27 protein-coding genes are annotated in these 25,733 nt (G+C 30.1%); 16 read left to right on the forward strand and 11 right to left on the reverse strand.

Translation table 11 applies throughout. The annotated features are described in order from the left end of the window. Nucleotide 1: 1 nt before the first annotated feature. Together AJ930_RS04950 and aspS are read right to left on the reverse strand one after the other, a co-directional pair. Nucleotides 2-580: an adenylate kinase gene (locus AJ930_RS04950; protein WP_002855137.1), complete on the reverse strand. Its 579-nt coding sequence runs from the start codon at nt 578-580 to the stop codon at nt 2-4. Then, on the reverse strand, nt 577-2,328 hold the full coding sequence (gene aspS, locus AJ930_RS04955) for an aspartate--tRNA ligase (RefSeq protein ID WP_070274953.1): 1,752 nt from the start codon (nt 2,326-2,328) through the stop codon (nt 577-579). Before aspS ends, AJ930_RS04950 begins: the two co-directional genes overlap by 4 nt. A gap of 90 nt (nt 2,329-2,418) precedes the next feature. On the opposite strand from aspS, the gene AJ930_RS04960 reads away from it, so the two are divergent. The 12 genes from AJ930_RS04960 (at nt 2,419) to mrdA (ending at nt 13,194) form a co-directional block, all read left to right on the forward strand. Beyond that, entirely contained in the window at nt 2,419-3,279 is an 861-nt protein-coding gene (locus AJ930_RS04960) for an NAD(+) kinase (RefSeq protein ID WP_004305482.1), read from the forward strand. Continuing rightward, nucleotides 3,279-4,802, forward strand: a complete 1,524-nt coding sequence (locus AJ930_RS04965) for an AAA family ATPase (RefSeq protein ID WP_070274939.1) — start codon at nt 3,279-3,281, stop codon at nt 4,800-4,802. The genes AJ930_RS04960 and AJ930_RS04965 overlap by 1 nt, the downstream gene beginning before the upstream one ends. A 103-nt stretch (nt 4,803-4,905) precedes the next feature. Further along, entirely contained in the window at nt 4,906-6,150 is a 1,245-nt protein-coding gene (cbrR, locus tag AJ930_RS04970) for a bile resistance response regulator CbrR (RefSeq protein WP_044780550.1), read from the forward strand. Beyond that, on the forward strand, nt 6,141-6,956 hold the full coding sequence (locus tag AJ930_RS04975) for a TatD family hydrolase (protein WP_002871344.1): 816 nt from the start codon (nt 6,141-6,143) through the stop codon (nt 6,954-6,956). Before cbrR ends, AJ930_RS04975 begins: the two co-directional genes overlap by 10 nt. Continuing rightward, nucleotides 6,956-8,074: a lytic transglycosylase domain-containing protein gene (locus tag AJ930_RS04980; protein WP_052858977.1), complete on the forward strand. Its 1,119-nt coding sequence runs from the start codon at nt 6,956-6,958 to the stop codon at nt 8,072-8,074. The genes AJ930_RS04975 and AJ930_RS04980 overlap by 1 nt, the downstream gene beginning before the upstream one ends. Continuing rightward, a complete protein-coding gene (locus tag AJ930_RS04985; protein WP_070274940.1) occupies nt 8,034-8,861 on the forward strand; it encodes a septal ring lytic transglycosylase RlpA family protein in 828 nt (275 codons plus the stop codon). The genes AJ930_RS04980 and AJ930_RS04985 overlap by 41 nt, the downstream gene beginning before the upstream one ends. 5 nt (nt 8,862-8,866) lie before the next feature. Next, complete coding sequence (locus AJ930_RS04990) at nt 8,867-9,355, forward strand: HAD-IIIA family hydrolase (RefSeq protein ID WP_070274941.1); 489 nt, start codon at nt 8,867-8,869, stop codon at nt 9,353-9,355. After that, nucleotides 9,346-9,861, forward strand: coding sequence for a hypothetical protein (locus AJ930_RS04995; RefSeq protein ID WP_070274942.1), 516 nt, complete (start codon nt 9,346-9,348; stop codon nt 9,859-9,861). The genes AJ930_RS04990 and AJ930_RS04995 overlap by 10 nt, the downstream gene beginning before the upstream one ends. Beyond that, nucleotides 9,843-10,304 (forward strand): LptA/OstA family protein, encoded by a 462-nt coding sequence (locus AJ930_RS05000; RefSeq protein ID WP_070274943.1) that lies wholly within the window; start codon nt 9,843-9,845, stop codon nt 10,302-10,304. Before AJ930_RS04995 ends, AJ930_RS05000 begins: the two co-directional genes overlap by 19 nt. Continuing rightward, nucleotides 10,301-10,897 carry a ribosome biogenesis GTP-binding protein YihA/YsxC gene (gene yihA / locus AJ930_RS05005; RefSeq protein ID WP_052858983.1) on the forward strand — a complete coding sequence of 199 codons (597 nt, stop codon included), beginning with the start codon at nt 10,301-10,303 and terminating at the stop codon, nt 10,895-10,897. The genes AJ930_RS05000 and yihA overlap by 4 nt, the downstream gene beginning before the upstream one ends. Beyond that, nucleotides 10,894-11,388, forward strand: a complete 495-nt coding sequence (locus AJ930_RS05010; protein ID WP_002855248.1) for a membrane protein — start codon at nt 10,894-10,896, stop codon at nt 11,386-11,388. Before yihA ends, AJ930_RS05010 begins: the two co-directional genes overlap by 4 nt. Continuing rightward, the gene (gene mrdA / locus AJ930_RS05015) at nt 11,389-13,194 is read left to right on the forward strand and encodes a penicillin-binding protein 2 (protein ID WP_070274944.1); all 1,806 of its coding nucleotides are present in this window, start codon (nt 11,389-11,391) and stop codon (nt 13,192-13,194) included. Nucleotides 13,195-13,315: 121 nt separating this feature from the next. Here the strand turns inward: mrdA and AJ930_RS05020 are convergent, their stop codons facing one another. The 9 genes from AJ930_RS05020 to AJ930_RS05060 all read right to left on the reverse strand — a co-directional run bounded on the left by AJ930_RS05020 (nt 13,316) and on the right by AJ930_RS05060 (nt 22,797). Further along, complete coding sequence (locus tag AJ930_RS05020; RefSeq protein ID WP_032589467.1) at nt 13,316-15,106, reverse strand: aminopeptidase P family protein; 1,791 nt, start codon at nt 15,104-15,106, stop codon at nt 13,316-13,318. Between the two features lie 15 nt (nt 15,107-15,121). Beyond that, nucleotides 15,122-16,630 carry a peptide MFS transporter gene (locus AJ930_RS05025; protein WP_070274945.1) on the reverse strand — a complete coding sequence of 503 codons (1,509 nt, stop codon included), beginning with the start codon at nt 16,628-16,630 and terminating at the stop codon, nt 15,122-15,124. A gap of 126 nt (nt 16,631-16,756) precedes the next feature. Continuing rightward, nucleotides 16,757-17,305 carry a hypothetical protein gene (locus tag AJ930_RS05030; protein ID WP_002855032.1) on the reverse strand — a complete coding sequence of 183 codons (549 nt, stop codon included), beginning with the start codon at nt 17,303-17,305 and terminating at the stop codon, nt 16,757-16,759. Further along, nucleotides 17,298-18,404, reverse strand: a complete 1,107-nt coding sequence (locus tag AJ930_RS05035) for a hypothetical protein (protein WP_074468912.1) — start codon at nt 18,402-18,404, stop codon at nt 17,298-17,300. The genes AJ930_RS05030 and AJ930_RS05035 overlap by 8 nt, the downstream gene beginning before the upstream one ends. Next, nucleotides 18,391-19,266: a GTPase Era gene (gene era, locus AJ930_RS05040; protein ID WP_070274946.1), complete on the reverse strand. Its 876-nt coding sequence runs from the start codon at nt 19,264-19,266 to the stop codon at nt 18,391-18,393. Before era ends, AJ930_RS05035 begins: the two co-directional genes overlap by 14 nt. Next, nucleotides 19,263-20,582, reverse strand: a complete 1,320-nt coding sequence (gene hslU / locus AJ930_RS05045) for an ATP-dependent protease ATPase subunit HslU (protein WP_002852226.1) — start codon at nt 20,580-20,582, stop codon at nt 19,263-19,265. Before hslU ends, era begins: the two co-directional genes overlap by 4 nt. Beyond that, the gene (gene hslV, locus AJ930_RS05050) at nt 20,579-21,121 is read right to left on the reverse strand and encodes an ATP-dependent protease subunit HslV (RefSeq protein WP_002776411.1); all 543 of its coding nucleotides are present in this window, start codon (nt 21,119-21,121) and stop codon (nt 20,579-20,581) included. The genes hslU and hslV overlap by 4 nt, the downstream gene beginning before the upstream one ends. After that, nucleotides 21,121-21,564, reverse strand: a complete 444-nt coding sequence (rplI, locus tag AJ930_RS05055) for a 50S ribosomal protein L9 (RefSeq protein WP_070210743.1) — start codon at nt 21,562-21,564, stop codon at nt 21,121-21,123. Before rplI ends, hslV begins: the two co-directional genes overlap by 1 nt. Nucleotides 21,565-21,576: 12 nt before the next feature. Continuing rightward, the gene (locus AJ930_RS05060) at nt 21,577-22,797 is read right to left on the reverse strand and encodes an argininosuccinate synthase (RefSeq protein ID WP_070274947.1); all 1,221 of its coding nucleotides are present in this window, start codon (nt 22,795-22,797) and stop codon (nt 21,577-21,579) included. Nucleotides 22,798-22,951: 154 nt separating this feature from the next. On the opposite strand from AJ930_RS05060, the gene AJ930_RS05065 reads away from it, so the two are divergent. The 4 genes from AJ930_RS05065 to AJ930_RS05080 are packed head-to-tail and all read left to right on the forward strand — an operon-like array spanning nt 22,952 to nt 25,572. Then, complete coding sequence (locus AJ930_RS05065; RefSeq protein ID WP_070210754.1) at nt 22,952-23,197, forward strand: RNA-binding S4 domain-containing protein; 246 nt, start codon at nt 22,952-22,954, stop codon at nt 23,195-23,197. Continuing rightward, nucleotides 23,194-23,601 carry a tRNA (adenosine(37)-N6)-threonylcarbamoyltransferase complex ATPase subunit type 1 TsaE gene (gene tsaE / locus AJ930_RS05070; RefSeq protein WP_044778954.1) on the forward strand — a complete coding sequence of 136 codons (408 nt, stop codon included), beginning with the start codon at nt 23,194-23,196 and terminating at the stop codon, nt 23,599-23,601. Before AJ930_RS05065 ends, tsaE begins: the two co-directional genes overlap by 4 nt. Beyond that, nucleotides 23,594-24,322: an LPS export ABC transporter ATP-binding protein gene (gene lptB / locus AJ930_RS05075; protein WP_002855252.1), complete on the forward strand. Its 729-nt coding sequence runs from the start codon at nt 23,594-23,596 to the stop codon at nt 24,320-24,322. The genes tsaE and lptB overlap by 8 nt, the downstream gene beginning before the upstream one ends. After that, nucleotides 24,322-25,572: an RNA polymerase factor sigma-54 gene (locus tag AJ930_RS05080; protein WP_070274948.1), complete on the forward strand. Its 1,251-nt coding sequence runs from the start codon at nt 24,322-24,324 to the stop codon at nt 25,570-25,572. Before lptB ends, AJ930_RS05080 begins: the two co-directional genes overlap by 1 nt. The last annotated feature ends 161 nt before the right edge of the window (nt 25,573-25,733 follow it).

The following is a 25,733-nucleotide window of genomic DNA, read 5'->3' on the forward strand; positions in this document are numbered from 1 at the left end:
CTTATATACTTTGAATTTTTTTAATCAGTTCTTTCATGTCTGCAACGATAGGTTCGATAGTGCGTTCCCCATCGATAATAAAATGAAGTTTTTTCTTTTGATAAAAATCTAAAATTTCATTTAAAGGTTCTGTATAAACTTTCATTCTATTGTAAAATACTTCTTCATTATCATCTGCACCACGATTTCTGCCTAAAACTCTTTCTTTGGCAACTTCTTCGCTTACTCTTACTTCTATGACACCTTTAAGACAAATTTCATTTTGCTCACTTAAAACCTTGTCAAATTCCATCATTTGTTCTACGCTTCTTGGATAGCCATCGATGATGATAGTTTTAGTTGGAGCAGCTTTTAGTGCGCAAACTATAGTATTTACAACAACATCTAAAGGAACAAGATTGCCTTTGGATATAAAACTATCTATAGTTTTTCCAAGTTCACTCCCGCTTGCTACTTCAGCTCTTAAAAGATCGCCTGTTGAATAGTGTGTGATATTTGTCGCATCTGCTTGTGCGATTAAACTAGCATCGGTAGTTTTTCCACTACCTGGTGCACCTATGATTAAAAACAATTCTTTCATTTTATATTCTCCCTTAATTTGATTCCTAATTCTCTCATTGCTTCATTGTTAGCAGGTGATGGTGCATCTGTCATTAAGCATTGCGCTCTTTGGGTTTTTGGAAAGGCTATAACCTCTCTTATGCTGTTTGCTCCTGTAACTAGCATGATGAGTCTATCAAGTCCTATAGCAATACCTCCATGTGGTGGAGCACCAAAACTTAAAGCATCAAGCAAGAAACCAAATTTTTCTTTTTGTTGTTCTTCATCTATATTTAAAAGTTTAAATACTTTTTGCTGAATATCGTTTTTATGGATTCTTATACTACCTCCACCTAGCTCAACGCCGTTTAGTACTACATCATAAGCGATAGATGAAATTTCTTCTAAATCAGCTTCATTGATATTTTTTGGCATGGTAAAAGGATGGTGCATCGCAGAATAACTTCCGTCATCATTTTGCTCAAACATAGGAAAATCAACAACCCATAAGAATTCTAAGGCATTTGGATCTATAAGATTTAACTCGTTGGCTAAGAAAATTCTAAATCTTCCCATATAATCAAGCACGGTTTTTTTAGCTCCTGCACCGAAAAATACCACATCTCCTATTCCAAGCTCACAGCGTTTGCTGAGTTCATTTAAATCTTCTTCGCTAAAGAATTTGCAAAGTGGACCTTTAAGCCCATCTTCTTTAACTTGTATAAAAGCTAAGCCTTGGGCACCAAATTTACGCACAAATTCTTCAAATCTTTGCATTTGTCTTTTTGAAAAAATAGTATCGCCTTTTGGAACGCGTATGGCTTTGATGCGATTTTTCTTTGTATCTTTGGCGATATTTGCAAAAATTTCATTATTTGACTTAGCGAAAATATCAATAACATCAATAAATTTAAGATCGAATCTTAAATCCGGCTTATCAGAGCCATAATTCTCCATAGCGTCTTTGTATTGTATTTGTCTAAAAGGGGTTTGAATTTCTTTGCCGCAAGCTTTGAAAATATCTTTTAAAAAAGTTTCGGCTACATTGATCACATCTTTTTGTTCGCAAAAACTCATTTCAACATCAATTTGTGTGAATTCAGGTTGGCGATCAGCTCTTAAATCTTCATCTCTAAAACATTTTGCGATTTGAAAATAACGATCAAAACCGCTACACATTAAAAGTTGTTTGAAAAGCTGAGGGCTTTGTGGAAGAGCGTAAAATTCACCCTGATGTACACGAGAAGGTACGAGATAATCTCTTGCGCCTTCAGGAGTAGCTTTGGTAAGAATAGGGGTTTCAACTTCTAAAAATCCCATATTTGCCAAAGAATTTCTAGCTGCTATACAAGCTTTAGAACGCAGGGCAAAATTTTCATAAAGTTTAGGATTTCTTAAATCTAAAAAGCGATATTTTAAACGTAATTCTTCATTTACACTTTCATCAGCGATAGCAAAAGGAGGCACGGCACTTTCATTTTCTATGGTAAGTTTAGAAACAACTACTTCGATTTCTCCTGTTTTTAATTTAGGATTTACAAGTCCTTCGCCACGCGGACGAATAGCACCTTCTGCAATAAGTACAAATTCATTTCTTGCATTGGAAGCGATTTCATGAGCTTCTTTACTATCATTTGGATCGCAAACAAGTTGGATAATACCACTTCTATCTCTTAAATCTATAAAAATAACTCCACCATGATCGCGGTAGCTATTTACCCAACCGCAAAGTTTAACGCTTTGACCAACATGGGAAATTCCCAAGTCTGTATTATAATGACTTCGCAAATTTATTCCTTGAAAAAGATTTTTTAAGATAATGAGCAAAATTATAGTATTTTTATTCTTTTGCTTTGCTAAGATTTGATATAATTTTTTATGCAAAATAAAATAGATCATAAAAATATTAAAAAAATTGGACTTGTTACACGACCCAATGTGAGTTTAGATAAGGAAATTTTAAAACTTCAATCGATTTTATCTATATATAAAGTTGAACTTGTATTGTTTAAAGAAAGTTCTGAAATTTTAGATTTGCCAAAGTATGGATTGGATGATTTGTTTAAAATATCTGATTTTGTTATTTCTTTAGGTGGAGATGGGACTTTGATTTCTTTATGCCGTAAAGCTTGTGAATACGATAAAGCAGTTTTAGGAATTCATGCTGGACATTTAGGTTTTTTAACAGATTTTAAAGTTGATGAAGCTGAAAATTTTTTTCAAGCTTTTTTTCAAGGAGAATTTAGAATAGAAAAGCCTTATTTGTTAAGTGTTTTTTTAGAAGATAAGCAAGGAAAAAATTTAGAAAAATTGGCTTTTAATGATGTGGTTATTAGTAAAAATAATCAAGCTTCTATGGCTCATATAGAAGTTTTTAGAAAAGAAAAGAAATTTAATGAATATTTTGGAGATGGGCTTATTGTTGCAACTCCTGCGGGTTCAACAGCTTATAATTTAAGTGCAAATGGGCCCATAGTTTATACTTTAGCTCAAGCTTTTATCTTAACTCCTGTTTGTTCTCATTCTTTAACACAACGCCCTATTGTCTTACCAAAAGGTTTTGAAATAGAGATTATGGCAAAGGATTGCATACTTTGTATTGATGGGCAAGAAAATTATAAAATGAATAATTTTAAAAGTATAAAAGTGGGTTTAAGTGATAAAAATGTGGCTTTAATTCACCCAAAAAATAGAGATTATTTTCAAATTTTAAAAGAAAAATTACACTGGGGAAATTGATGATAAATAGAATTTTTATGAAAGAAAATCTTGGTTTTAAAAAGGCTGAGCTTGAAATTTCTAAAGGACTTACTGTTTTTACAGGGTTAAGTGGAGCTGGAAAATCGGTCTTGTTTAAAGGAATTTTATCCGCATTTTCTTTGAGTGAAAGTGAGGCTAAAATTGTCGAAATAGAACTAGATGATAAATTAGATTTAGAAAGTTTTGGCATAGAAAGCGAAGAGGAGAATGTTTTTAAGCTTTTAAAAGAAAAAAACACAAAATATTTTATTAACAATCAAAGCATAGCGAAAAAAAGTTTGCAAAATTTAAGTAAAACTTTTATTAAGTATTTAAGCGCAAAGGAAAATAACGAATTTGGAAATGAAAAATTTTTAAATCTCTTAGATGCCTTGGAAACGCAAGAAAATACAAATTTTGTTTCCTTTTTAGAAGATTTTAAAAAAGATTTTAATGCTTATAGTCAAATTTCTAATGAGCTTAATGCAATTTTAGAAGAAGAAAAAAAAGTAGAAGAATTAAAAGAATTAGCTAGAGTACAAATTGAAAAAATTTCAAGCATTAATCCTAAAATAGGCGAGTATGAAGAGCTTTTAATACTTAAAAAGAAGCTTTCTAAAAAAGATAAATTAGAAGAAGCTTGGAGTAAGGCAGAGCGTATTTTTGAACTTGAAAAAGTTGTTATTGAAGCTTTAAATTTAAGCGAAGTTGATGCGAGTTTTTTTAGTGAATGTTTAAATGAATTGCGTGTGATTTGTGAAAATCAAAAAATGGAAGATTTGGATTTTGATGTGGAGACACTTTTAGATCGCATTGAAAATTTATCCTATCTCATCAAGCGTTATGAAAGCATAGAAAATGCTTTAGAAGTTTTAAAACAAAAAAAACATGAACTAGAACATTATGAAAATTTAAGTTTTGAAAAAAAAGAACTTGAAAAAAAATTTCAAGAATCAAAACAAAAATTAGAAGAAAAAGCACAAATTTTAACTCAAACAAGAAAGAAAAACCTTAAAAAATTAGAAAAATGTTTAAATAATTATCTTAAAGAACTTTATATGAAAGATGCAAGTTTGACGCTTAAAGAAAGTGGGAAAATTTCAATTTTAGGCAAAGATGAGATAATGCTAGATATTAATTTAGCTCATTTAAAAAATTTAAGTTCGGGTGAATTAAATCGCTTAAGACTTGCTTTTATAGCCACAGAATGTAAAATTTTAAATGCAGGTAAAGGGATATTATTTTTAGATGAAATCGATGCAAATTTAAGTGGAAAAGAGGCTATGAGTATAGCTAAGGTTTTAGAGGAGCTTTCTAAGTTTTATCAAATTTTTGCTATTTCTCATTTACCCCAACTTTCCTCTAAGGCACATAATCATTTTTTAGTTGAAAAAAATGGCGAAGAAAGTAAGGTAAAAAAGCTTGATCAAAAAGAAAGAATTAAAGAGCTTGCTAGGATGGTAAGTGGAGAGCTTGTTAGTGATGAAGCAATCGAATTTGCTAAGACCTTGTTTAAGAATTAAGCGGATTTTTTATTTTACTATGTTAAAATATATAACTATAAAATTTCCTTTCTTTTGAAATAAATATATTAAAAATTTTAGATATAAAGGTATTTTACGCACTATGAATAAGAAAATTTTAATTATTGATGATAATAAAATGCTCGGCAAACTTTTAGCTAAAAAAATTCAAATGACTTTAGATTATGAGGTAGATATTGCTTTTGGTTTTGCTGAAGCTAAGGAGTTAATGAACAATAATTATTTTTTAGCTTTTGTGGATTTATGTTTGCCAGATGCCCCAAATGGTGAAGTTGTGGATTATGTTATAGAAAAGAAAATTCCTGCTATTGTTCTTACGGCTAGTGGTGATAAGGCTACTAAAGAAAAATTTATGGATAAAGATATATTAGATTATATTTTTAAAGAAAGTGAAACTTGCATTGATGAGATTATTAGTTCTATTATAAAACTTAATCAATATGCAAAAACTAAAGTGATTTTAGCTATGAGCAAGCTACCTGAACGTAATGAAATTAAAAAAATACTTACTCAAAGACAATTTAATGTTTTAGCTGCAGCTCATGGTGAAGAAGCAATGAGTTATTTAAATGATAATAATGATGTTAAGCTTATTATAGCAGATGTCAATATGCCAGTAATTAGTGGTTTTGAGCTTTTAACTCAAGTAAGAGAGCGTTTTAGTGATGATGAATTAGGTGTGATTCTTTTGGGGGATCATAATGATTCATTTGAAGCGAATTCTTTTAAAAATGGAGTTAATGAGTATTTGTTCAAGCCTTTAAGCAAAGAAAGCTTTAATTGCCGCTTAGATCGTTGTTTATCTTATATGGATGATAAAAAATTTTTAAGCACTTATAATGTTTTAGATCCTGTATCTGGGGTTAAAAATTATAATGCCTTAATCGATGGAATAGATGATTATTTTAACGAAATAGCGACAAAAGACGAGGAATTTGCTTTTGCTTTCTTAGATATAGATAATCTTCAAATGATTAACGATGAATACGGCCGTGAAGTTGGCGATGAAGTAATTAAAATCTGCGCTAATGAAATAGTTAATGAAACTAAAGGAAGAGATCTTGTAGGTAGATATAGTGCAGAAAAAATTTGTATTTTACTTAAAAATATATCCCAAGAAAGAGCGATTAAAATCTTTTCTCGTATACGAGTAAATATAAAAAAGGCTGGTGTTTTGGTTAATTTAGATGAAATCTTTTTTACAGCTTCTATAGGCGTGGTTTTTGGAAAAAGTGGAGATAAGATTGATTCTTTGGTTGATAAAGCAAGTAAAATATTGTCTCAAGCAAAAGATAATGGCAAGGATAGAGTTGAAGTATGTTCTTAAATCTTGATTTTCAAGATGGTTTAAGGATTGTTGATACGCATTGCCATCTAGACAGTGAAGCATTTAAAGATGATTTAGATGAAACTTTAAATCGTGCTTTTAAAAATGGTATAGAGAAAATCATCATACCTGGTGCTGATATAAAAGATTTACCCTATGCAGCTACAATTGCTCATAAATATAAAAATATTTTTTTTGCAGCAGGGGTGCATCCTTATGAAATTGATAATTATGATGAGAAAATTTTAAGGCAGTATTTATGCGATGAAAAGTGTGTAGCTGTAGGTGAATGTGGGCTTGATTATTTTCGTTTTAAAAGTGATCTTGCTGAAGAAATTCAAAAAGAAAAAGAAAATCAAAAAAAGATTTTTATCGCACAGCTTGAACTTGCTATTGAATTTAAAAAACCTGTTATCATCCACTCAAGAGAAGCAAATCATGATACTTATGAGATTTTACATGGGTATTCTAAGGATCTTGTAGGAGGAGTTTTACACTGCTTTAATGCAAGCGAGCATTTGCTAACTCTTTTTGAAGAGGGATTTTATTTTGGTATTGGAGGAGTTTTAACTTTTAAAAATGCTAAGAAATTAGTTGAAATTTTACCTAAAATTCCAAAAGATAGACTGCTACTTGAAACTGATGCTCCATATCTTACTCCAGAGCCTTATCGCGGTAAAAGAAATGAACCTTTGTTAACTCAATTTGTAGCAAACAAAATGTGTGAAGTATTGAAATTATCAAGAAAAGAGCTTTTAGAAATTTGTTTTAATAATTCTGAAAAATTATTTTTTAAAGGTTATTGATGAAAAAAATTTTATTGTGTTTTTTAATATGTTTTAATTTTCTTTTTGCACAAATTAATACTCCTGAATTTTATGAAAGACAAATGAATGTTTTAAGAAATTTGGATATTAATCCAAGTTTTATTAGTGATTTGATTTTTGTGCAAACTCAACAAGATATAAAATCAAAACACGCTCAAACTTTAATAGATAGTATGCAAAATTTTTCAAAAGTTACTCCTATGATAAGAAAAATTTTAGCCCAGCAGGAAGTTCCTGATGAGATTTTGTATCTAGCTATGGTTGAATCAGGCTTGAAAACTCATAGTGTTTCTAATGCCAAGGCTGTAGGGGTTTGGCAATTTATGCAACCAACAGCTAGAAATTTGGGTTTAAGAATCGATGCTTATGTTGATGAAAGGCGTGATCCGGTCAAATCAACTTATGCCGCTACAAATTATTTAAAAGAGTTAAAAGAAGAATTTGGCAAATGGTATTTAGCGCTTTTAGCTTATAATTGTGGAAATGGTAAACTAAGACAAGCTATCAAGCAAGCAGGAAGTGATGATTTAAGTGTTTTATTGAACCCTGATAAGAAATATCTTTCTTTAGAAACTAGAAATTTTATAAGAAAAATTTTAACGCTTGCTTTTTTAGCCAATGATAGGGATTTTTTACTAGATAAAGATGCGTCTTTAATGAATTATGCTTTAAGCAACGAATTCGCAAAAGTTGATGTGCCTTCTTCTGCATCTTTAAAAGAAATAGCTAAAAATTTAAATATGGATCTTGCAACTTTTAAGAAATATAATCCACAATTTAAACATAATTTTACGCCTCCTGGTAAAGGGTATTATATGTATATACCACTTAATAAAGTAGCATTTTTTGATAAAAATTTTAAAGCAGAAAAACTTGCGAAGGTTGATACAACTATACCTATGACAAGAACTTATATTGTTAAGTCTGGTGACTCTTTATATAAAATAGCAAAAAATTATAATATAAGTGTTGATGAAATTCGAGAATTCAATAAAATAGCAAAAAATCATCTTAGTATTAATCAAAAATTAATTATACCAATCAAGGAGAATAAAAATGCAAATAAAAACAATTACACTAAAGTTGTCAGCCGTTAGTTTAGGGGCTTTATTTTTTAGTGGTTGTTTAGGCACTAGTTTTTTTTCTAGCTTGGATAATGCTCAAGTGTATTATCCTTCAAATGATTTTAAAAGCAGTCCTAGTTCTTCAGGGACTAAAGGAACGATGAAGCCTTATACTATCAATGGTAAAACTTATTATCCTACTGTTGTAGCAGTAGGCGAAACTGCTGATGGTATTGCGAGTTGGTATGGGCCAGGCTTTCACGGCAAGAAAACCTCTAATGGCGAAACCTATAATCAAAATGCTTTAACCGCGGCTCATAAAACTTTACCTATGAATACCATCTTAAAAGTAACCAATCTAAATAACAATCGTCAAGTTACCGTTCGTGTGAATGATAGAGGTCCTTTTGTGAATAATCGTATTATAGATTTATCAAAAGGAGCTGCTAGTCAAATTGATATGATTGCTTCAGGAACAGCTCCAGTAAGGCTTGAGGTTATAGGGTTTGGATCAAGTAATTCGGGTAATAATATTGTACATTCTAATGTAAACTATGGAAATAGTGGAGAGATTGCAAATAATGGACAAATTTATGAAGGTGGAAATTTCATGGTTCAAATTGGAGCCTTTAAAAACCCAGCTGGGGCACAAACGATAGCAGCAAAATATAAAACTTATAGAACTTATAGCTCTACTATACGCACAAGCTCAGTGGATGGATTAAATCGCGTTTTCTTAACAGGCTTTAGAAGTGAAGATGAAGCAAGGGATTTTGCTGCAAGTGGTGCATTTGCAGGTGCATTTGTTGTAAGAGAGTAGAAATTATGACAGAATTGATTTTTTTGGATGTAGATGGCTGTTTAACTGATGGGAAGATTATTTATACTTCTAATGGAGAATTTATTAAAGAATTTGATGTAAAAGATGGAGCGGCTATCGAGGCTTGGCTAAAGCTTGGTAAAAAAATTGCTATTATTACAGGTAGAAATTGTCCTTGTGTTGAAAAAAGAGCTAAAGATTTAAAAATAGAAATTTTATATCAAGGCATCAAGGATAAGTTAGCTTGTGCAAAAGAAATTTTACAAAAACTTAATTTAGATTTTTCTCAGTGTGCGGCTATTGGGGATTATTTTAACGATAAGGCTTTGCTTGAAAGTGTAGGACTTAGTTTTAAGCCAAAAGATGGTCATAAAGATTTAAATGTAGACATAGTGCTTAGCAAAAAAGGTGGTAAGGCTGCTGTAGCACAGATGATAGAAATTTTAGTAGAAAAAAATCATCTAGAAGAAGAATGGAATAATCTTTGGCTATAAAAATTTTTGGAATTTTAATTGCTCTTTTTACAATTACTTTTACGATTTTAAGTTTGCAAGATCCGTATTCTTTGAATTTGCAAACTAATGCTTTAAATTTTAAAAATATTGAGGCTAAAAATTTGAAAGCTTATGAGAGTAATGCTAGTACAATTAAGGCATATTATAAGGCAAATTCTTGGGTGAGATATGCAGATAGAGATGAATTTAATGATTTTATTACTTTAAATTTAGATTTTAATCTTAGTGCGAATCGTTTAGAGTTTTTCAATAAAGATATGGGCAAGGTTTTGTTTAAAGGAAATGTTACTTATATAGGTTCTAATAATGTCAAAATTATTTCTCAAGAGGTAGAATACCAACCTAAGGATAAAATTTTACACACAAATACTAATTTTAAAGCTCTAATTAATGGAAGTATTATTAATGGAAATACTTTAAACTATGATACAAAAAACAAAATTTTAAATATCCAAGGAGTAAACGCGTGGTTGCAAGACAAATAATTTTATTGTTAGTTTGTGTAAGTGTAACTTGGGCAACTCAAATTGAAGTAAAAGCTTTAAATTTTTACTCAGATGAAAATAAGGGTGAAAGTATTCTTAGTGGAAATGTAGAAGTAATTAGGGGTGATGATATTTTAAATTCTGAAAAATTGATTATTTATACGGATAAAAATCGCAAACCTATTCGTTATGAAGCAATGCAAAATGCTACGTTTAAGATTGTTTTAAAGGGTAAAACTTATAAAGGTAGTGGAGATAAATTTATTTATAATGTTATTAAAGATACTTACGAGATTAATGGTCATGCTTATATAAATGAGCTTGGAAGCAATCAAAAACTTTTTGGTGATAAAATAATAGTCGATAGAAAAGCTAATATTTATCGAGTGGAGAGCAAGGATCAAAAACCTGCTCGTTTTGTGTTTGATCTTAAAGACAAATGATAATTAGTGCTAAATTTATCACTTCTTTAGTGAAATTTGATGAGAAATTGAGCTCAAATTTTAGTGAAGTAGCATTTTTGGGGCGTTCCAATGTCGGAAAAAGTTCTTTAATCAATTCTTTGTGTAAACAAAAAAATTTAGCCAAAAGTTCGGCAACTCCTGGAAAAACTCAGCTTATAAATTTTTTCGAAGTAACTTGCAAAAGAAATGAAGAAAAATTTAATATCAATTTTATCGATTTGCCAGGGTTTGGTTATGCAAAGGTTTCTAAAAATTTAAAAGAAATATGGAATCAAAACTTAGATGAATTTTTAAAATTAAGAACCTCGATAAAGTTATTTATACATTTAATCGACTCAAGACATACTCATTTAGAGATCGATGTAAATTTAAATGACTATTTGAAAAGATTTTTACGACCTGATCAAAAAATTTTAAAAGTTTTTACCAAATGCGATAAATTAAATCAAAGTGAAAAAGCTAAGTTAAAAAATGAATTTAAAGACTCTATTTTAGTTTCAAATTTGAATAAATTTGGCCTTGATTCTTTAGAAGATATTATTATCAATCAAACTTTAGGTCTTGATAAATGAGAAGAAATTTAAGTGCTTATAAAGCAAAATTTAATGGAGCTTATGTCTTTTTAGGATTTTTTTTTCTAATCTATCAGATTCTTGGTTCGACTTTTATATATGCTCCGTTACTTTATGGGATTTTTTTCTGTTATATGTTTTGCTTACTAGAAGAGAGAGAAAGAACTTTTTCAAAGCTTGATTTTAGATGGTATTTTTCTTTATTTTTTTTATTTTTTACTGATATAACTTATAATTTTTTTATTTTTTCATCTTGGTTGGCATTTTTTATTTTTTATTATCTTTGTGCAGATTGGATTAAGACAAATTTAAAAATTGGTAAATTTATCCCTGTTGTTTTTGTGCTTTGTGCTTACGGCATTATTTTGTTTTTGGATATGATATTGTCTTATATTGGAGATGAAAAAATTAAAATTTTAGGATGGGCGTATATTGTTTCAGTTTTTATAGAATGTTGTTTAGCTTATGTGTTTTTTAAAGGTAAAATTTAAATGAGAATGCGTTTAGTTGTTGGATTTATACTATTGTTTTTTATATTTTTATTAAGTCGTGTGTATTATTTGAGTATAAAATCAAATGTATATTATGAAGAACTTGCTAAACAAAATGCCATAAAAACTGAATTTTTAGCACCTGTTAGGGGTCAAATTACAGATAGAAATGGAACTTTATTGGCTATTAATGATTTGGGTTTTAGTATTTCTATTAAACCTTATTTAAGTATTAAAAAGTCAAATAAAGGAATTCTAGATAAAGAACTATCTGAACTTGCAAATTTATTTCCTGATTTAAACGCTAGTAAATTAGCAGAAATTTATAGGAGAAATGATTCTTACTATAATCAAGATTTTATTAAAGTTGTAGATTTTATACCCTACGATGAGATTATTCCGCATTATTCAGAGTTAAATCTTAATAAAACAATAAAAATAGATCCTGTTGTAAAAAGAAAATATCCTTTTGGAAAATTGGCTTCGCATATTATTGGGTATGTAGGTAAGGCAAATTTGCAAGATGTTCAAGAAAATGAAATAGCAAAACTTTCTAACTATACGGGAAAAAGCGGTATAGAACGCTATTATAATGATATTTTACAAGGAGAAAAAGGAACTAGGGTTTATAAGGTTAATGCCTTAAATCAAGAAGTAGAACAGCTTTCTTACACTCCTGCTATGTCTAATGATATAGAACTTACGATAGATATAGAGCTTCAGTCTTATTTAACTTTATTGTTTGAAGGGAATGCTGGAGCTGCTATAATTATGAATGTAAATGATGGATCTATTTTAGCTGCAGGGAGTTTCCCTGAATATGATCTTAATCCTTTTGTAACAGGGATCTCTTTTAAGGATTGGGACGAGCTTTCAAATAGTCTTGATCATCCTTTTGCAAATAAACTTATAAATGGATATTATCCTCCAGGTTCTGTTGTAAAAATGGGAGTAGGGCTTTCTTTTTTAAATTCTAAAAATATTAGCCCGTCGACTCAATATGTTTGCAATGGAAGCATTGAGCTTGGAGGTAGGTTTTTTAGATGTTGGAATCGATCAGGCCATGGACCTGTGGATTTAAAACATGCGATAAAATATAGTTGTGATGTTTATTTTTATAATGGCAGTTTGCAAGTTGGAATCGATCAAATAAGTGAAACTTTATCTCGCATTGGCTTTGGAGCGAAAACAGGGGTAGATTTACCTAGTGAATTTGTAGGGACTTTACCAAGCAAAGAATGGAAGATGCAAAGATATAGACAATCTTGGTTTCAAGGTGATACTTTAAATACAGCTATAGGTCAAGGTAATTTTCTTGCAACACCTATGCAAATTGCTAGATATACAGCTCAAATCGCAAAAGGTGGAGAGGTTATACCTCATTTTTTAAAAAGTATAGAAAATAATAATACAACTATAGAAAATCAAATGGATGAAAATAAAAAAGAAATTTTTACTTTATTTGAAAAGAGTCAATTGCCTTATATAAGAGATGCAATGTATGCCGTTGCCAATGAGCAAGGAGGAACCTCTTATCGTTATTTGCATAATCTTGATGTGAAAGTTGCAGCAAAAACAGGAACTGCTCAGGTTGTGGGATTTTCACAAACAGATAAAAATAGGGTCGATGAAAAACAATTTGAGTATTATACTAGATCTCATGCGTGGCTTACTTCTTATGCTCCTTATTCTAAGCCAAAATATGTAGTTACCGTTCTTTTGGAGCATGGTGGGAGAAATATTACTTCAGGGGCAACTGTAGCTAAAATTTATCAAAAAATGATTGAACTTGGATATTTTAAATAATTTTTAGTTGTAAATTGAGTTTTTCAAAAAAAAACTTTTTTAGCAATTGGTTTAAAAACCTTGTATTAAATAAATTATAAGTTTAATACAAGGAAAATTTATCTATATTAACAAAAGTATCTTAAAAGATGGCTTTTGTTCTTTTTTCAAGCCAAACTAGAGCTTTTGGATAATCACCTAGCTTAGGAGAAAGTTTTTCAAATACTTCTTTGTGGTAATTGTTTAACCACTCTTTTTCTTTTTCATCTAACATTTTTGTATCAATACAAGATATTTCAAAAGGACAAAGAGTAACAGGTTTAAAGTATAAAAACTCTCCAAAATCTTTATTTTTAGGATTTTCTACTTTGGTATGAATAACTAAATTTTCAAGTCTTATACCCCATTTACCTACTTTATAAATACCTGGCTCTATGGAGGTTAGCATACCTTCTTTGACTTTTGTTTTTTCAAGCACAGGGGATAGATAAGATAAAACTTGTGGACCTTCATGGACATTTAAAAAATATCCCACGCCATGTCCTGTGCCGTGTATATAGTCAATTTGTTCTTTCCATAAAGGTGCGCGTGTAATTGCATCAAGTAAGGGCATAGCTATATCTTTTGGAAAAATTGCACTGGAAATGGCAATATGTGCTTTTAAAACCAAGGTATAGTCATGAATTTGTTCTGCATTAGCCTTTCCTATTGGTACAACGCGTGTAATATCTGTTGTGCCGTTTTTATATTGTCCACCAGAATCAATAAGTAAAAGCCCATCTTTTTTAAGATAAGCAAAACTCTCTTTTGTGGCTTTATAATGTGGATATGCTGCGTTTTCGTTAAAGCCTGCTATAGTGGCAAAACTATCACTTATGTAGTGCTTGCTTTGTGCTCTAAATTCGCTTGCTTTAGCATCTATGTCTAATTCGCTTATTAATTCTTTATTTTCTATCGCTTCTTCAAGCCATGCAAAAAATTTACATAAAGCCACTCCATCTTCTATCATAGCATCTTGTATATGCGCTATTTCTTTTGTATTTTTAACTGCTTTTAAGTGAGTGCTTGGATTAATTTCTTGAATGATTTTTACGCTTTTATCTAAAGAATTTATGAGTAAAGCGGTCATTTTTGAAGGTTCAATAAGCAAATTTGTATTTGCAAGTTTTTCAAGCTCCATGATGATTTCATCATAATTTTTAAGCCAAAGCCCATCTAAATTTAATTTTTTTTCAAGTTCTGAATTTACTTTTTTCTGATCAACAAAAAGCAAAGCTTTGTCTTCCAAGATTAGCAAATGACTTAAAAATACAGGATTATAATTTACATCATTCCCTCTTAAATTTGTAAGCCAAGCTATATCATCAAGGCTGGAGATTAAATGAGAAGTAGCATTTAAATTTTTCATTTTTTGACGCACTAATGCTAATTTTTCTTTTCTTGAGTAAGAGCAGTATTCTAATTCGTGTTCATAAATTTTTTCTTGTGGTAAAGTGGGACGATCTTTCCAAAGTGGACTTATCAAATCTATATGTTTTAAATTTGCCTTGCAATTAATCTTTAAATCTTTTTGCAAAGATAAAGGTAAAAGTGCAAAATCGATGCCTAAAATTTGATCTTCGCTTAAATTTTTTTCCAACCATTTGGTAAAAGTATTTTTAGCATCTTGCTTTTGTAAAAGTATGCCACTACCTTCTAATTCCTTTTGTGCTTGAAGCCAATATCTTCCATCTACCCACAAAAAGCCCTCTTCTTGTGTGATAAGAACTGTTCCAACAGAACCCTTAAAGCCACTGATAAAGACTCTGTTTTTGTAATATTCTGGTAAATATTCGCTCAAATGCGGATCCGCGCTTAAGATGAGATAGGCGTCAATATTATTTTCTTTCATTAATCTTCTAAGTTCTAATACTCTTTGTTTGTAAATACTCATATTTTCTCCTTAATATTAATTTTTTAGTATTTTATTGATAGGTTTTTTGAGTATAAGTAAAATTATAACAGCACCAAGTAATATCCACATACATTGGTAAAATAAATTTGGCAAATAAGCTATATTTTCTTCACTTGCTTTACCACCTATGAATCCAGCTAAAGCATTGCCTAATGCACTTGCTACAAACCAAAGTCCCATGACTTGATTTTTGATTAAATCAGGGGCAACCTTAGCCATTATAGAGAGTCCAACAGGAGACACGCATAATTCCCCAAGTGTTAAAAAGAATATACTTATGATAATCCAAGCCATGGATATTGGCAAACCATTGTTGTTTATTAGATTTTGTGAAGCAAAGGTCATCATCATAAAACCAATGCCGGCAAATAATATTCCTAAAGTAAATTTTCCAATGGAAGAAAAATATATATTTTTTTTCTCTAAAAATATCCAAATATAACTTGCTATAGGAGCAAGTATGATGATAAAAATTGGATTAAAAGATTGAAACCAGTTTGTTGGAATTTTCCAATCAAAAATATTTCTATTTGTAAAATCTTGCGCAAAAAGATTATAAGCGGTAGGTTTTTGTTCAAAAGTGCTCCAAAAAAAAGTGGCTACAAAGAATAAAACAATTAAAATTGTTAATTGCTGTTTTTCTCTTTTATTTAAGGTTTTAAAAACAAAAAGATATATGAAATAAATTACCAAACATAGTAAAATTACAATTAGAAGTTTTTTTGATAGTATTATGGGATTAATATCTGCAAGATTAATAAAAATTAGAAAAAATCCAATAATACTTAACAAGCTTATACTTAGTATAGGAGTTAAATTTTTACTTTTTTTAAATGGTTGTTCCCAGTTTTGCCTTAAAGTACAATTTTTATGAAATTCTTCAAGTTCAGGGATAGCTTTAAAATATAAAATAAGCAAAGAGATTAGCATACCTAAACCTCCTATGCCAAATCCTAAATGATAATTCCATTTTGCTTGAACAAAACCACATATAAGAGGAGCAATGAATGCTCCAATGTTAATTCCTATATAAAAAATCGTATAGCCAGTATCGCATCTTGTATCATTTTGTTTATATAACATTCCAACTGTTACAGAAGCACTAGTTTTAAAAAATCCAGTACCAATAACGATAAAAGTAAGTCCTAGGAAAAATATAGGTGTGCTTAGAATAGATAAGGCTATGCTAATATGTCCTAAAGCTATAATAAAAGAACCTAGAAATAAAGCCTTTTTTTGCCCTAAATAATTATCAGTAATCCAGCCTCCAGGAAGTGCTGCTAAATACAAGCATCCTGCAAAAATGCCATAAATTGCCGAGGCGTATTCAGTGCTTATTCCAAGTCCACCTTTGCTTATGGTTGTTGCCATGAAAAGCACAAGTAAAGATCGTATGCCATAAAAAGCAAATCTTTCCCAAAGTTCTACCATTGATAGAGAGAATAAAGGCTTGGGATGACCTAGGAAATTTGCATCGAGTTTTTGTATTTCTTGTTTAGTCACTTCTCAATACCTTTCTTTTTTATGCTTAAAATATTTTAACTAATAGTAATAGAAAAATAATTAAATTACAATATTTTTAAATATTTTTTTTATAATAATATTTAAAAATATAACATTTTAATATTATTATAAATTAACAAATTTAAACATTAAATCAAGCTTTAATTTTAAACCCTGTGTATTGTATAGTTTTATTTTATCAATTTTTAAAGCTATAGGAAGATTTTCTAAATTTTGTATAAAATTGAGCAAGTCTTTAAAGTTGCCATTTAAACTTAGAGAAACATAATTATAGTGGATAAAATTTTTGTTTTCTTGGGAAAATTTTATTTCATTAATGGTTAAATTTTTGGATAAATTATTGATTTTTTTATTGAAAAAATCTTTATCATAAGAAAATAAATGCAATTTTTCTTTATAGTATTTTAATTTTTCTTCCTCTGTTTTTATCTGTTTTGTTAGCTTTGTTTCTATTTCTTTAAGATGTGAATTTTCTATTTTTGCTTCATTTAATGCAAGGTAATTATGCTCTACTAATGTTTTTTGAAAAATATCTTCCAAAAAGTGATCGTGAATTTTAAAAGCTAAAAACAAAGCACAAAGACAGATAAAAGAAATAAAAAGAAATTTTTCCCTAGGATTTAAATTCTGCAAAAATACTTCTATTTTATTCATGTATGACTTCTAATATGATATTCAATGTTTCTTCATTTTTATCAAGAATTTTAAAAGCAGAATTTAGATTTTCTAATGCTCTTTTAAAGTGGTTTTCATCGATAAAAGAAAGAATGATTTTTGTTTGTTTAAATTCAAGATTTGTGATTTTAAGTTCATTGGAGTTAAGCCATGATATGATTTGATTTAGAATGATTGCTTTATTTTTGTCTAAATTGATTTCTTTTGTTATGGTGGATAAAATATGAAATTGTTGTTGTGTAGATGATATTTTATTAGAAAGAGTAAAGTTTAAATCTTGTATGTTTGTTAATAATTTTTGCTTATCTTGTTTTAGTTTAGAAATTTCTTCTTGTATGATAAAATTTTTATTTTGAATTTCCTTATTTTGTTTGTATTCTATAAAATCTTTAAATAATAAAATCATCATACTAAGACTAAAGCTAAAAATAAATATTAATATAATTTTAAAAGAAATAGATATTTTTATTTTATTATGCTTGATAAAATTACAATTTTGATCTAGATTTTTTATACTATATGAACTTAATTTCAATAAACTATTTTTATCAAGAATATCATTTAGATTTAAACATTTTATTTGAGATGAGAAGTAATGTTTGATTGTATCCAAATCCTGATAAAGTAGCAATTTGCTTTCATAGTGTTTTAAAAGTTCTATAAATCGATTTTGTTTAAAAAATAAATCCATATTACTTGGGTTGAAATTTTCGATTTTTTTAAGATTGATAAATTTTCCCTCTTGGTAAAAATATAAATATAAAGTTTGATCATATAAATTTAAAACACAATAATCACTTTCCTCAATAAATCTTTCATCAAACAAAGCTTGAAAAATTAAAGGCTCAGGAAAGCAAAAACGACTTTTTTTCAATTTGTAAACAGGCGCTAAAAAACAATGATAAATTTCATTATGTTTAAAAAAAGCTATTTGGTAGTCAAAGGGTTTGCTTAGCTTAAAATCTGCAGTTAAATTGTTAAAAAGTTCATCTTCTTTGGATATTCCTGTTCTTTGAGCATAAAGCAAATCTGTAGATTTTATAAAATTTATTTTATTTAATGAATTAATTTTCATCATTTAAAAGTTTTTTTAAAAATTCTTCATCTTTTTGCCAGTTTTTTTTCACTGTTACGAAAAGCTTTAAAAGTACTTTTTTTTGTGCAAGTTTTGAAATTTTAAAGCGTGCATCTTTGCCTATTCTTTTTAAAGTTGCCCCTTCTTTTCCTATAAGCATACCCTTGTGAGAGTTTGTATCTGTGATGATATTGGCTTCTAGGATTAAAAGATTAGGCGTGTCTTTGGTGCGATTGATAAGCACTTCGCTACTATAGGGAAGCTCATCGCTTAAATTTTCATAAATACTTTCAAGTATGAAATCTCTATAAAGTTCTTTTTCGCTACTCGCACTTAAAAATTCAGGATCATAAAAATATTCATGTTCGTCAAGATATTTTACTATCTCATCTAACAAGCCTTTTTTATAGCTTTTTTTCTTAGAAGAATAAGGAATGATAGCTTTAAAATGTTGGCTAAATTTTGCATATTCGCTAAGTTTTTTTAAAAGTGTAGCATTGTCGGTTAAATCTACTTTATTTAAAGCGATGATATGTGGTACTTGTGGGTTTAGACTAAGAAAATTTTCATAGTCTTTTGTACTATCAAAAACACTCGCCACAAATAAAATCACATCACAATCCCCTATAGATTTAATAGCACTTTGGACAAGCAGTTGATTAAGCGTAGTACCGCTTTCGTGAAGTCCTGGGGTATCGATGAAAATGATTTGATTTTTTTCATGCATCACTATGGCTTTGATTTTACGTCTTGTGGCGTTTTGTTTGTGAGAAACTAGGGCGATTTTTTCTTCTAATAAGGAATTGATTAAAGTACTTTTTCCTGCATTAGTACGCCCTATGATACTAACAAAGCCACTTTTCACAAAATATACCTTGCAAGATCTTTATTTTCTATGATATCTCCGAGTTTTTCTTCTACCATTTTTTTATCCACTACGAATTTTTTACCTGCATACTCATCAGCTTCAAAGCTTAAATCTTCAAGTAATTTTTCTATCACAGTATGCAAGCGTCTAGCACCTATATCTTGCATTTCTTCATTGGCTCTTGAAGCTATTTTTGCTATTTCTTTAATGGCTTCATCATCAAATTCAAGTTCTAAATTTTCAGTTTTTAAAAGCTGAGAGTATTGTTTTAAAAGTGAATTTTTAGGGCGTGTTAAAATTTCATAAAGAGCTTTGTCATCAAGACTATCTAATTCCACTCTTAAAGGAAAGCGTCCCTGAAGTTCAGGGATAAGATCACTTGGTTTGCTAAGATGAAAAGCCCCTGCAGCGATAAAAAGAATATGATCGGTTTTTAAAGTACCTATTTTTGTTTGTACATTTGATCCCTCGACTATAGGAAGTAAGTCTCTTTGCACCCCTTCTTTACTTGGATCTTGGCGGTTTGAATTCCCGCTTGAAACAGCGATTTTATCGATTTCATCAATAAAAATAATACCTTCATTTTCCGCTCTTTTTAAGGCTTCGCTTTTGATACTTTCTTGATCTAGGATTTTTTCTCCTGCTTCGTTTTTTAAAGCATTTTTAGCGTCTTTGATTTTCATTTCTTTTTTGACTTTTTTACTGCCAACGCCTATAACCTTAACTATATCTTGCATTGCACCCATTTCAGGAGGTAGGTTAGGATTGGTATCAAACATATTTTGTGAAATTTCTATCTCTATGGTGCTTTCATCAAGATCGCCATTTCTTAGTTTAGTTCTCATTTTTTCAAGACTGTTTTTATATTCTTCTTGTTTTTCATCGCTGATACCCTTTGGTAAAGGTGGTAAAAGTTTTTCTAAAATTTTATTTTCTATAAATTCATCGATTTTATCTTTGTTTTTTTCTCTTTGCTCATTTTTTACCAAATTTAAAGCTGCATTGGCAAGATCTCTTACCATGCTTTCCACATCACGACCTACAAAACCTACTTCAGTATATTTACTCGCTTCGATTTTGATGAAAGGAAAGCCCATCATTTTAGCTAAACGCCTAGCGATTTCTGTTTTTCCCACACCTGTAGAACCTATCATTAAGATATTTTTAGGCACGATATCATCTTGCAACTCAGGGCTAAGTTGCATTCTGCGGTAGCGATTTCTTAAAGCTATAGCTATGATTTTTTTAGCTTTTTTTTGTCCTATAACATAATCATCTAAAAATTTAACAATTTCTTTTGGAGTTAGATTCATTTCTCATCCTCGATTACATAAGTTTTGATATTGGTATTAGTATAAATGCAAATTTCACCTGCGATTTGAAGGCTTGATTTTACAAGTTCTTCTTCATCTAAATTGGCATGTTTTGCTAAGGCTCTAGCAGCTGAAAGTGCATAGTTTCCACCACTTCCTATAGCTGCGATTTGCCCATCTTCAGGTTCGACCACATCGCCTGTACCAGAAAGTAGAAAAATGTGATTTCTATCAAGTACAAGCATCATGGCTTCAAGTTTTCTTAGGTATTTGTCTTTTCTCCATTCTTTAGAAAAGTCAATCGCTGCTTTTAAAAGATCGCCTTTAGAACTTTGAAGGAGATTTTCAAACATATCAAAAAGATTAAAAGCATCAGCTGTTGATCCTGCAAAACCTGCTAAAACTTTTCCATTATTAAGTTTTCTAATCTTTACAGCATTGCCTTTTAGCACCGTATTTCCAAAGCTTACTTGTCCATCTCCGCCGATTACGGATTTATTTTTACCTTTGTAAGCTAAAATCGTTGTTGCGTGAAACATTATTCTGCCTTTATATTTATGTTAAATTTAGCATGGATTGCGTGTCCAAGTTTTACGCTTACTTCGTGGATTCCTAAGCTTTTTAAGGTGTCGCATTCTAAGCTTTTTTTATCGATTTCTATATGGCTTTGTTCTTTTAGGGCGTGAGCGATTTCATCTTTGGTTACGCCACCAAACAAACTTCCATTTGCACCTACGGGTTTTGAAATTTCAAGAGTGATTTTGCCAAGTTCTTCTTTGAGTTTTTCTAAATTTGCGATTTCAAAGCGTAAATTTTCAGCCTCTTTTTTCTTGTCGCTTTCGTATTTTCTTAAAACTTCATTAGTAGCTGCTTTAGCAAAGCCTTTAGCGATTAAGAAATTTTGTCCGTAGCCGTCTTTTACTTCTTTTACTTCTCCTGCTTTTCCAAGTGCTTTTACATCTTTGATTAATAATACTTTCATTTTATTCCTTTATTAAAATTTTCTTCCATTTTTTCCTGCAATGATAAAACGCAAAGCATTAAGCTTAATAAAGCCTGCTGCGTCTTTTTGATTATACACTTCATCTTCTTCAAAAGTACAATAAGCTGCGTTAAACAAGCTATCATTTGCACTTTCGCGTCCTATAACCATCACATTGCCTTTATAAAGCTCGAGTTTTACTCTACCATTGGCATGAATTTGAGACTCATCGATTAAGGCTTGAAGCATCATTCTTTCAGGCGAGAACCAATAGCCATTATAAATTAAACTTGCGTATTTTGGCATGAGTTCATCTTTTAAGTGTGCTGCTTCTTTATCAAGCGTGATGCTTTCAAGAGCTCTGTGTGCTTTTAAAAGTATAGTACCGCCTGGAGTTTCGTAACAACCACGACTTTTCATTCCTATATAGCGATTTTCTACTATATCAAGGCGTCCTATACCATGTTTGCAGCCTAGTTCGTTAAGTTTGGTTAAAAGTCCTGCAGGACTTAGTTTTTCTCCATTTATCGCTACTAAATCTCCTTTTTGGAAATCAAGTTCTATAATTTCACTTTCATTTGGAGCGTCTTTTGGGCTTTTACTCCATCTCCACATATCTTCTTGGGGTGCGTGTGCAGGATCTTCTAAAACAAGTCCTTCATAAGAAATATGAAGTAAATTTGCGTCCATAGAATAAGGAGATTTTCCTTTTTTCTTAGAAATATCAATACCGTGTTTTTGTGCATAAGCAAGGAGTTTTTCGCGACTGTTTAAATCCCACTCACGCCATGGAGCGATGATTTTTAAATCGGGATTAAAAGCAAGATAACCAAGTTCAAAACGCACTTGATCATTTCCTTTGCCTGTGGCACCATGACTTACCGCATCAGCACCTGTTTGCAGGGCAATTTGTGCTTGAGTTTTTGCTATAAGTGGTCTTGCTATACTTGTTCCTAAAAGATATTCTCCTTCATAAATCGCATTGGCTCTAAACATAGGAAATACATAATCTTTAACAAATTCATCTCTTAAATCTTTAATGAAAATATTTTCTTCTTTTATACCTAAAGAAAGGGCTTTTTTTCTTGCAGGTTCGAGTTCTTCGCCTTGACCAATATCTGCTGTAAAAGTTACAACTTCACAATTAAACTCATCTTGAAGCCATTTTAAAATGATGCTCGTATCAAGCCCCCCAGAATACGCTAAAACTACTTTTTTTACTTCATTTTTCATAAGATATCCTTTGCTAAAATAGATTTGAAAATTGTAAAATTGTATCCAAATTTCATTAAAGAAAAGTTTTTACTTGCTATTTTCTTAAAAAATAAAGCAAAGGCGTAAGCAAATTTTGTTCCAAAAATTGATTTTTTTTGCTAAAATTGCTTTTATGAGAGTAGATAAATTTTTAAATGTAGTTAATATCACGAAAAGAAGAGCTATTTCTGAAGATATGTGTAAAAGTGGCATAGTGGGGATTAATGGCGTTATTGTTAAAGCGAGTAAAGAGATTAAGGTGGGTGATATTATCACTTTACATTTTATTGAATACACTCAAAAATATAAAGTCCTAGCTATACCTAGCACGAAAAGCATTCCTAAAAATGCACAAAATGAATATGTGGTAAAATTATGAAAGAATTTATTTTAGCAAAAGATGAGATCAAAACGATGCTTCAAATAATGCCTAAAGAAGGTGTTGTTTTGCTTCAAGGAGATTTGGCTAGCGGAAAAACAAGCTTGGTGCAAGCTTGGGTTAAATTTCTTGGTCTTGATGCAAGGGTAGATTCTCCAACTTTTTCCACTATGCAAAAATATGAAAATCATGATATTTGCATTTATCATTATGATATTTATCAAGAAGGTTTAGAAGGACTTTTAGCGAATGGTTTATTTGAAAATTTTTTTGAAAAAGGTTTACATTTGGTTGAATGGGGCGGTGAAAATTTGAAAAAAACTTTAATGAAATTTGGAATTTCTACTATCCAGATTAAAATTAGCATTAAAGATAATAAAAGAAAGTATGAAATTTATGAGTAAATTAGAAATTGTAAATTTAGAAAAAATTATTAAAAAAACTAAGATTATACATGGAATTTCTTTAGAGGTTAATAGCGGAGAAGTTGTAGGACTTTTAGGGCCAAATGGCGCAGGAAAAACAACAACTTTTTATATGATATGTGGACTTATTTCTCCAAGTAGTGGAAAAGTTCTTTTAGATGGTTTGGATGTAACAAAAGATCCTTTAAACAAAAGAGCTAGATCAGGGATAGGTTATCTACCTCAAGAAAGTAGTATTTTTAAGGATTTAAGTGTAGAAGATAACCTGCTTTTAGCGGCTCAGATTTTTTATAAAGATAAAAAAATTTTACATGATAAAGTTGAGCAAATGCTTGAACTTTTAAGTATAGAACCTATTCGTTTAAGGAAAGGTTTAAGTTTAAGTGGAGGTGAAAGAAGGCGTTGCGAGATCGCTAGAAGCTTGATGTGCGAACCTAAGTTTTTGCTTCTTGATGAGCCTTTTGCAGGTGTTGATCCTATAGCAGTGGCTGAAATTCAAACTTTAATTAAAGAGCTTAAAAGATTAGGGATTGGGGTTTTAATTACTGATCATAATGTGCGTGAGACTTTGGCTATTTGTGATAGAGCTTATGTTATAAGATCAGGTTCTTTACTTGCTAGTGGGAATGCTGATGAAATTGCAACCAATAAAGACGTGAAAAAGTATTATTTAGGAGCGGAGTTTAAACTCCTTGATTGATGTTAAAGCAAAAAATCACTCAAGCACCCAAGACTAAAATTTCTCAAACTTTACGCTCTTGGTTGCCGATTTTACAAGCAAACATAGAGGATTTAAAAGAAAATTTAGATAAATTTGCTGAGGATAATCCTTTCTTAAATGTTCAAGATTCGATACAAACTCATGATAAGGGTAAGAATTATTTTGATTCATTTTATAAACATAATGTAAATTCGGCTTTTGTGGATAGTAAAGGACTTGCCAAAAAAAGTGTTTATGAGCTTTTAAATGAACAGATTCTTCCTCCTTTGTTTCCTACAAACAAATCTCAAGAACTTGCAAAAAAAATTATAGAATGCTTAAATGAGGAAGGATATTTTGAATACGATGAAGAATTTTTAAAAGAGTATTCTTTGGAAGAAATTGAGCGAGTAAGAGCAAGATTTAAATTTTTAGATCCTGTAGGAGTGGGAGCTAAAGATTATAAAGAAGCATTTTTATTTGCTCTTGAAAATATGGAGTTAGATGAAGATATTGATGAATTTTGTAGAATGTTGATTATGGATTTTGAAAATATACAAAACTATACCAAAGAGCCTTTATATAAAGAAGCATTAGCTGTACTTAAGCGTTTTAGCACTCCTCCTTTTTTGGAATATTTTGAAGATTCTCGTATAATTGTTCCTGATATTTTTGTTTATAAAGAAAATGGTGAAATTAAAGTAAAAATCAATGATGATTATTATCCTGAAATTTCAATCCAAACTGATGGTTTAGAGTATGATTTTTTAAATCATTACATCAAAGAAGCAAAAAATTTAGTTGATGCTTTAGCGATGAGAAAAGCTACTCTTTATAAAATAGGGCTTATGATAGTAGAATATCAATATGATTTTTTCATGGGAAAAGAGATAAAACCTATGACTTTTAAGGATTTAGCACTTGATTTAGAACGTAATGCTTCGACTATATCAAGAGCTGTGGCAAATAAATATTTAAGTTGTGAAAGAGGACTTATTCCCTTGCGTGATTTTTTTGCTTTTGCTCTTGATGAAGAGGGAGAGACTTCAAATGTAGGTGTTAAAGAATTTGTGGCAAATTTAGTAAAGAATGAAGATCGCAATAAACCTTTAAGCGATAGTAAAATTTTAGAATTAATCAAAGAAGAATTTAAGGTCGATATAGGACGAAGAACTATTACAAAATATCGCAAACATCTTAATATAGCAAGCTCTACAGATAGAAAAAAAATATATGAACTTGAAGGATAAAATTCTATACAATCTGTCAAACCCATTACGCTTGTGTTTTATATTTAAATTTAATTTAAATAATTTAAAAAATTGTTATTTTTATTTTTATAAATATTATTCTTTAATTTAAAAATGTGATACAATAATAACTGTTTTTAAATATCAATTTTCAAAGGAGT

The organism is Campylobacter sp. BCW_6871, from assembly GCF_001762325.1.
GTDB classification, from domain to species: Bacteria; Campylobacterota; Campylobacteria; order Campylobacterales; family Campylobacteraceae; genus Campylobacter_D; species Campylobacter_D jejuni.